The 844-nt window shown below is 61.4% G+C and carries 1 protein-coding gene; it reads left to right on the top strand.

Features of this window, described 5'->3' with window-relative positions; translation table 11 throughout:
* Nucleotides 1–344: 344 nt before the first annotated feature.
* Nucleotides 345–767: a 2Fe-2S iron-sulfur cluster-binding protein gene (locus AUR66_RS01525; RefSeq protein ID WP_082682088.1), complete on the top strand. Its 423-nt coding sequence runs from the start codon at nt 345–347 to the stop codon at nt 765–767.
* Nucleotides 768–844: the final 77 nt, after the last annotated feature.

The raw sequence follows: 844 nt of genomic DNA on the forward strand, positions 1-844 counted from the left end.
CGGGCGCCGGCCGGGAGTGACGCGAGCGTATCGCGAATTCGTTCGGACTCGTACTCGACGAGGTGGCGTGTCTCGTGCGTCTCGTGGAGTTCGACGGTCATCGTCCCGTGGTCGTTCATTTCGGTGCGTACGTTCACCAGCACGGGTGTCGCAGAGAGGGCAGTCATGGTTCTGCGTACGTAGTCGTCCAGCATAAGCGGTTGTATTACTGATATTTTCAGGTATTGAGTCTACATACCAATCCCAGCGTGACAGACGTGTTCCGAGCGGTGACGAGCGTCCGCTCCGAGAGGAGCGAACTGGCGAGAGTACATGCCCGTGGCGCTCGAACACTCTGTCGAGACATGAAGAGTCCCGATGCGTCGGGAGACGAGCGTGACGACGTCGAGAGTGGATCCACGTCGGCCGCCACCGAATCCGAGAGCGACACGACAGACGGTGCGGCCGAGACAGTCGTCGTCAGGGTTCGAACCGACGATGGTGTCGTCGACCTCGACGTCGAACGTGGTCGTATCCTGCGAGACGTTCTTCTCGATGCGGGCCTCTCGCCGTACACCAGCCTGACCGAACGGGCGAACTGCGGTGGTCGTGGCCTCTGTGCGACCTGCGGTGTGCGGGTCGTCGAAGGGGAGACCTCACCGACGCACTGGCACGACCGATTGGCAGCGAGGTTCGGGTACCCGCGGCTCTCGTGTCAGATTCTCGTCGAGGGGCCGATGGGAGTCGACCTCGTCGAAGACAAACGCATCTGGGGCAGACGCGAGTGAACACTCTCGAGAGACGACGTCGTAGAAAAGTCCGCTCTCCCCGATTTGAACTCGGTCAGACGACGCGTTCACTTCGT

This window comes from Haloferax profundi (assembly GCF_001469865.1).
Classification (GTDB): Archaea; Halobacteriota; Halobacteria; order Halobacteriales; family Haloferacaceae; genus Haloferax; species Haloferax profundi.